The organism is Mycobacterium sp. (assembly GCF_049278535.1).
GTDB lineage: Bacteria > Actinomycetota > Actinomycetes > Mycobacteriales > Mycobacteriaceae > Mycobacterium.
This window is the reverse complement of the sequence record NZ_JBAPMI010000381.1, coordinates 1-6,385: the sequence shown is the minus strand read 5'-3', so window position 1 is coordinate 6,385 and position 6,385 is coordinate 1. Positions and strand designations below refer to the sequence as shown.

Here is a 6,385-nt window from a genome sequence, read left to right as displayed (position 1 = left end):
TGTTGATCGCCTGCCCGTGCGCGGTGGGCCTTGCCACGCCGACGGCGATCAGCGCCGCGATCGGCAACGGCGCTCGTCGCGGCATCCTGATCAAGGGCGGGTCACACCTGGAGCAGGCCGGCCGGGTGGACGCGATCGTCTTCGACAAGACTGGCACGCTCACGGTCGGGCGCCCCGTGGTCACGAACATCATTGCGTTACACAATGATTGGCAGCCCGAGCAGGTGCTTGCCTACGCGGCCAGTTCAGAACTGCACTCTCGCCATCCGCTGGCCGAGGCCGTGATTCGCTCCACCGAGGAGCGCCGGATCACCATTCCACCGCACGAGGAGTGCGAAGTGCTGGTCGGCCTGGGCATGCGCACCTGGGCCGACGGACGGACGCTGCTGCTGGGTAGCCCGTCGCTGCTGCGCTCGGAGAACGTCAAGGTTTCGCAGGAGGCCGCCGACTGGGTCGACAAGCTGCGCCGCCAGGCGGAGACTCCGCTGCTGCTCGCCGTAGACGAAACGCTGGTCGGGCTGATCAGCCTGCGCGACGAAATCCGTTCCGAGGCGCCCGACGTGCTGAACAAGTTGCGTGCCAACGGAATTCGCCGAATCGTGATGCTGACCGGCGATCACCCAGAAATTGCGAAAGTCGTTGCGGGCGAACTGGATATCGACGAGTGGCGCGCCGAGGTGCTGCCCGAAGACAAGCTCGAAGTGGTTCGCCAACTCCAGGACGAAGGCTACGTCGTCGGGATGGTCGGCGACGGCATCAACGATGCCCCCGCGCTGGCGGCGGCGAACATCGGCATCGCGATGGGTCTGGCCGGCACCGACGTCGCGGTCGAGACCGCGGACGTCGCGCTGGCCAACGACGACCTGCGGCGCCTGCTCGACGTCGGCGACCTGGGCGCCCGCGCAGTCGAGGTAATCCGGCAGAACTACGGCATGTCGATCGCGGTCAATGCCGCCGGGCTGCTGATCGGCGCCGGCGGCGCGCTGTCACCGGTGCTGGCCGCGGTCCTGCACAACGCGTCGTCGGTGGCCGTTGTCGCAAACAGTTCACGTTTGATTCGGTACCGCCTGGACTGAATGGTGCTCCGTCCGGCGTCGGCCTCGTACGATGTGCGCAGCCGGCGAAAGGCTCGTACGGCGAAAGGACGGACACGTGTCATCGACCCCGCTCGACCCCGTGGCCAGCGAACGGCTCTCGCATGCCGACAAGGTCTTCACATCGGATCTGTCCATCAACGAATTCGCGCTGCTGCACGGGGCCGGCTTCGAACCGCTCGACCTCGTGATGGGTGTCTCCGTCTACCACGTGGGCTACCAATTCACCGGTATCCGGCAACAATCCGAGCTGCCGGTGCTCACCGAGGCCACCTACCGGGCGCGCTGGAACGCGATGGCCCGCATGCAGGCCGAAGCCGACGCGCTGGGCGCCGACGGCGTCGTCGGTGTCCGCCTGGAATGGCGCCAGCACGGCGCCGAAGCCGAGCACCTGGAATTCATCGCGGTCGGTACCGCGGTGCGCTACACACCCAAGCCGGGAGCGTTCAAACGCAGCAACGGGCAGGCATTCTCCAGCCACCTGTCGGGACAAGACTTGGCCACCCTGCTTCGATCGGGCTACGCGCCGGTGGCGTTTGTGATGGGCAACTGCGTCTTTCACATTGCCGCACAAGGCTTTCTGCAAACGTTGCGCCAAATGGGCCGCAACACCGAAATGCCCCAGTGGACGCAAGGCAACTATGAAGCCCGCGAATTGGCCATGTCGCGCATGCAAAGCGAAGCCGAGCGCGACGGCGCATCCGGAGTCGTCGGCGTCCATTTCGCCATCCAGAACTATGCCTGGGGCTACCACACGGTCGAGTTCTACGCCGCGGGAACGGCAGTGCGCCGCAGCGGAACCGCTGAAACCATCTCGCCGTCATTCGTGCTCGCCATGAACGACTGATGTCGGCTTTCGATGCCGAACGAGTGAGCCGCACCGTCACCGACGCGCTGGCCGGTCCGGGCGGAATCGCTTTGGTGATCACCGTCTTTGCCGGGGTACCGGGCGTCACACACACCGCCGAACGTCGGGGAATGTTCAAGTCACAACCCGAACGGCTGCACATCGGCGACTGGCGCTACGAGGTCACCCCCGACCGTCGGTTGCTGGCCGCACACGTGGTCGGCGGCATCGTGATCGGCGAAGAGATGCTGCTGGCGGACGCGGTGGGGCCGCACCTGGCCCGCTCCATCGGGCAGCTGGTCGCCCGACACGGCGCTTCAGTCGTCCCGAGCATCGACGCGGCCGTGGACGCGTTGAGCGCCGGTGCAGGGTGACGCGAGGCCGCCCATTTGCGAACAGCCGCGTCGCGAGGATGCGATACTGCCCGGGTAAGGCGATGACGAAGTAGGAAGCCGGTGCGAATCCGGCGCGGTCCCGCCACTGTCATCGGGGAGCGAACCTCACTAGCCACGGCCGCGAGCTGGAAGGCGAGGCGAGCAGCGATCCGAGAGCCAGGACACTCGCGTCGTCGCATCCTGCGAACCGGGACGGTGCATCCCGAGAGAGCCGACGAGTCGATGTCACGCCGTTTCGGGGTGGCGCTCACACTGAGCGCTTCGCTGGTGGCCGCCGTAAGCGGCTGCGTCACCCACCCCGGAATCGGCAGCCTGCCCGCTCACGACTGCATCGTCGATTTCCGCGCCGGCACCGACTATTTCCCGGACAAGTCAACGGTTCTCGACGCCACCAATTTCACCCTCAGCTATCACGACAGCTACCAGGTGCTGACCGTCAAGCAGCCGTACCCGCACGGCCGGCCGGAGTCCTTCGTGTTGGTGCGCTGCGGCGCGCCTGCCCCCGAACTGAGCGGCGATTTGGCCCGCGCGCAACGGATCACGGTTCCGGTTGCCAGCCTGTACTCGGCCTCCATCACACAGCTGGGCATGATCACCGAGCTGAACCGCGCGGATGTGGTCACCGGGGTGGCCGACCCGGCCGACGTCGTCGATCCGCAACTGCGGCAACGCATCAGCAGCGGCAAGACCGTCGGCTACGGGCCGGGCCAGCAGGTCAACGTCGAGCGCGTGATCGCGGCCCATCCCGACGTGCTGGTGACCTCCGGCACCGACGAATCGGGCTACCCGAAATTGCGCGACGCCGGGGTCAACGTGGTCGCGGACGCCGAGTGGCTGGAGGCCACCCCGCTGGGCCGGGCCGAGTGGATCAAGGTGCTGGCCGCTCTGACCGGTACCGAGAAGAAAGCCGCCGAGCTCTACGGCAGGCTCCGGGACGACTACGCCACCCTCTCCCGGAAATCGGCCGGTGCGCGACCCGTCGAAGTGCTGCCCGGAACCATGTATCAGGGCAGCTGGGCCATGCCCGCCGGCGGCGACTACGCGGGCCGCCTCATCCTGGACGCCGGCGGCAGCTACCCCTGGGCCGGTGATCCAAGCACCGGCTCATTGCAGCTCAACTTCGAATCCGTCTACGCCAAAGCCGGCCACGCGCCGCTGTGGCTGGTCGCCAGCGATTGGAAGACGGTCGGCGACGTGCTGGCCGCCGACAACCGGTACGGCGAACTCGCCGCGGTCCGCAACGGCCAGGTCTGGTCGGCGACCAAGGCGCTCGGCCCGGGCGGCGGAAACGACTATTGGGAGCGTGGCACGGCACGGCCCGATCTGGTGCTGGCTGATCTGGTGGCGATTCTGCATCCCGAATTGGCGCCCGACCACAGGTTCACGTTCTACCGGAAGGTCGAGAGCGCATGACGACCAACGCGGCGACGACCTCAATCTCCTTGCGGTTCAATCGAACCACGGTGGTGCTGACCACGCTGGCCGCTTCGGTTGTGGTGCTGACCCTGCTGGGCCTGGCGCTGGGCCCGGTGCGGGTGCCGCTGCTCGACACCGCGCGCGTCCTGGTGGGCGCGCAAGCGTCCGACCCGCGTTGGCAGGTGATCGTGCACAGCATGCGGCTGCCGCGGGTGCTGACCGCGATCGCCGCGGGCGCGGGCCTCGGCGTGGCCGGCCTGCAGATGCAGACGCTGTTCCGCAACACCCTGGCCGACCCGTACGTGCTGGGGGTCAGCTCGGGCGCCGGACTGGGCGTCGGGGTCGTGGTGATCGCGACGGGATCCGGCGCCGGTTTCACGGCCGGGCTGGCCGGTGGCGGACGCGCCGGCGTGGCTGTTGCCGCCGCGGTCGGTGCGGCGACCGTGCTCGCGATCGTGCTGACGCTTGCTCGCTGGGTGCGCTCGGCGGCGAGCCTGCTGCTGATCGGCGTGATGGTGGGCGCGGCGGGTACCGCGGTGGTCAGCGTGCTGCTGGTGTACGCCGACCCACAACGTATCCAGCAGTACCTGTTGTGGGGGTTGGGCAGTTTCGCCGGCACCAGCTGGCCGGATCTGCGGCTGCTACTGCCCGTCGTCGCGGTGGGAATGACCGCGGCCGCGCTGACGGTCCGCGCCCTCAACGCCCAGCTGCTCGGTGAAAGCTACGCCCGCACAATGGGTATCGATGTCCGACGGGCGCGGCTGATCACCGTCGTCTCGGCGTCGTTGTTGACCGGTGTGACGACGGCGTTCTGCGGGCCGATCGCCTTTCTCGGGCTCGCGGTGCCACACCTGGGGCGACTTGCGCTCGGCACATCTGACCACCGTGCGGTGTTGCCGGCCACGGTGCTGATGGGTTCGGCTGTGGCACTGGTCTGCGGCATCGTCAGCCAGGTGCCGGGCAGCGACGCGGTGCTCCCGGTCAACGCGCTGACCGCACTGGTTGGGGCGCCCATCGTGGTGCTGGTGTTGCTACGCAGCCGCCACGGCGTGGGGATGCAGCGATGAGCCGCGCCAACGACGAAGATGCCGGCGTAGCCGGGATCGAGGAGTGGCGCAGATGAGCCTGGAATTTCGTCAGCTCGCGATCGGGTACCGCAGCCGCCGTCGCACCACGTCCGTCGCCGCCGGCCTGTCGGCTGCTGCGCGTCCCGGCGAGCTCACCGTGCTGCTGGGCCCCAACGGCTGTGGCAAGTCCACCCTGATCCGCACCCTATGCGGCCTGCAGCCCGCGCTGAGCGGCGAGGTGCTGCTCGACGGAACACCCCTGGCCGACGTCGCGGTCAACCAGTTGGCCCGCCGTGTTGCGGTGGTGCTGACCGACCGCGTCGAACCCGGTCTGCTGTCGGCCCGGGAGCTGACGGCGTTGGGCCGTATCCCCTATCTCGGCCTGACCGGCCGGCTCACCCCCGACGATCACCGCATCGTCGAGGAGGCACTGGACGCGGTCGAGGCCCGGCACCTGGCCGCACGCCCGGCCGCCGTCCTGTCCGACGGCCAACGGCAGCGTGTGCTGACGGCCCGCGCGCTGGCCCAGCAGCCCGAAGTACTGGTGCTCGACGAACCGACCGCGTTCCTCGACGTCCCATCCCGCACGGGCCTGGTCGAGATGCTGCGCGACCTGGCGCGCGACCAGCACCTGACGATCGTCATGTCCACCCACGACCTCGAGCTGGCGCTGCGGGTCGCCGACCGGGTCTGGCTGCTCGGCCGCGGCGGCAGGCTCGCCGACGCGACGCCCGAAGAGCTGATCCTTGCCGGCCGGATCGGCGCTGAATTCGACAGCGAAACAATGCGATTCGACCCGATCACAGCCACGTTCGCGGTTCGTGGCAACGCAGGGCGAAGTGCACGCATCGTGGCGCCCGATGGGTTGCGCGCAGCGGTGCAGCGGGTCCTTGCCCGGGAGGGCTGGACGGTTGGCGAGCCCGCCGAACTGGTCGTCACTGCCGACGATGCCGATCGAATCACTGTGCGCGCGAGCAGTTTCGGTGCATCGGCCACACTGGGCACCTTGCCTGAGATGATCCGCGGGATCGACCCCGACACCGCCCGTTGCACACCGTCGGCCGACGCCGCCGCCGCGCTGGCCGAACTAGCAGACATCAACCCCTATTTCGCCATCAGCACCGGGCCCGTCGACAACGGCTGGCGTCCGGTGCAGCAGCTCTACAGCGACCGCGAACTACTCGGCGACGTCGTCGAGCGGGTGCAAGCCCGCCTGAATGCCGCAGAGCCGAGAGTCGCCGCATCGATCTTCTTCCTCGGCTTCGCCGCGCGGCTGTGGTCGATCGGCATCGGCGCCGTCGCCGGTCATCGACTACTGCCCGCACTCGGCCCCGAAGAGCTGTTGTTCCGCGAATTCGGCAGCCAGATCGCGTTGCATATCGCCCGCCCGATCGCATGGCAGGGTGACGGCCTGCAAGCCAAGCTGGCCGATACGATCCTCGACGCCCACCTCGCATCGCTGTCCGCGGCGCTGCAACAGCTGACGAACGTCTCTCCAGAGATGTTGCGCGGCAACGCCGCATCGGCTTTGTTGGGCGCGGCGCGGGAATACGATCGCCATCAAGG

5 protein-coding genes, 1 pseudogene and 1 riboswitch are annotated in these 6,385 nt (G+C 68.3%); all 6 genes and pseudogenes read left to right on the top strand.

What is annotated here, in order from left to right; all coding sequences use genetic code 11:
* A pseudogene (ctpC, locus tag WAO18_RS24760) lies at positions 1–1,076 on the top strand (manganese-exporting P-type ATPase CtpC); the annotation flags it as partial.
* A gap of 76 nt (positions 1,077–1,152) precedes the next feature.
* Positions 1,153–1,941 (top strand): heavy metal-binding domain-containing protein, encoded by a 789-nt coding sequence (locus tag WAO18_RS24755; RefSeq protein ID WP_422208865.1) that lies wholly within the window; start codon positions 1,153–1,155, stop codon positions 1,939–1,941.
* Complete coding sequence (locus WAO18_RS24750; protein ID WP_422208864.1) at positions 1,941–2,315, top strand: DUF5073 family protein; 375 nt, start codon at positions 1,941–1,943, stop codon at positions 2,313–2,315. Before WAO18_RS24755 ends, WAO18_RS24750 begins: the two co-directional genes overlap by 1 nt.
* A gap of 29 nt (positions 2,316–2,344) precedes the next feature.
* A riboswitch (cobalamin riboswitch) is annotated at positions 2,345–2,523 on the top strand.
* 35 nt (positions 2,524–2,558) lie between these two features.
* Positions 2,559–3,749, top strand: a complete 1,191-nt coding sequence (locus tag WAO18_RS24745; protein ID WP_422208863.1) for an ABC transporter substrate-binding protein — start codon at positions 2,559–2,561, stop codon at positions 3,747–3,749.
* Positions 3,746–4,819 (top strand): FecCD family ABC transporter permease, encoded by a 1,074-nt coding sequence (locus WAO18_RS24740; protein ID WP_422208862.1) that lies wholly within the window; start codon positions 3,746–3,748, stop codon positions 4,817–4,819. The genes WAO18_RS24745 and WAO18_RS24740 overlap by 4 nt, the downstream gene beginning before the upstream one ends.
* Positions 4,820–4,871: 52 nt before the next feature.
* A partial coding sequence (locus tag WAO18_RS24735) for an ATP-binding cassette domain-containing protein (protein WP_422208861.1) occupies positions 4,872–6,385 on the top strand: 1,514 nt, incomplete at its 3' end.

Bases quoted from the DNA above. Each gene is read 5' to 3' on its own strand.
- WAO18_RS24750 (WP_422208864.1), top strand. From the start codon at position 1,941: ATGTCGGCTTTCGATGCCGAACGAGTGAGCCGCACCGTCACCGACGCG.
- WAO18_RS24740 (WP_422208862.1), top strand. From the start codon at position 3,746: ATGACGACCAACGCGGCGACGACCTCAATCTCCTTGCGGTTCAATCGA.
- WAO18_RS24745 (WP_422208863.1), top strand. From the start codon at position 2,559: ATGTCACGCCGTTTCGGGGTGGCGCTCACACTGAGCGCTTCGCTGGTG.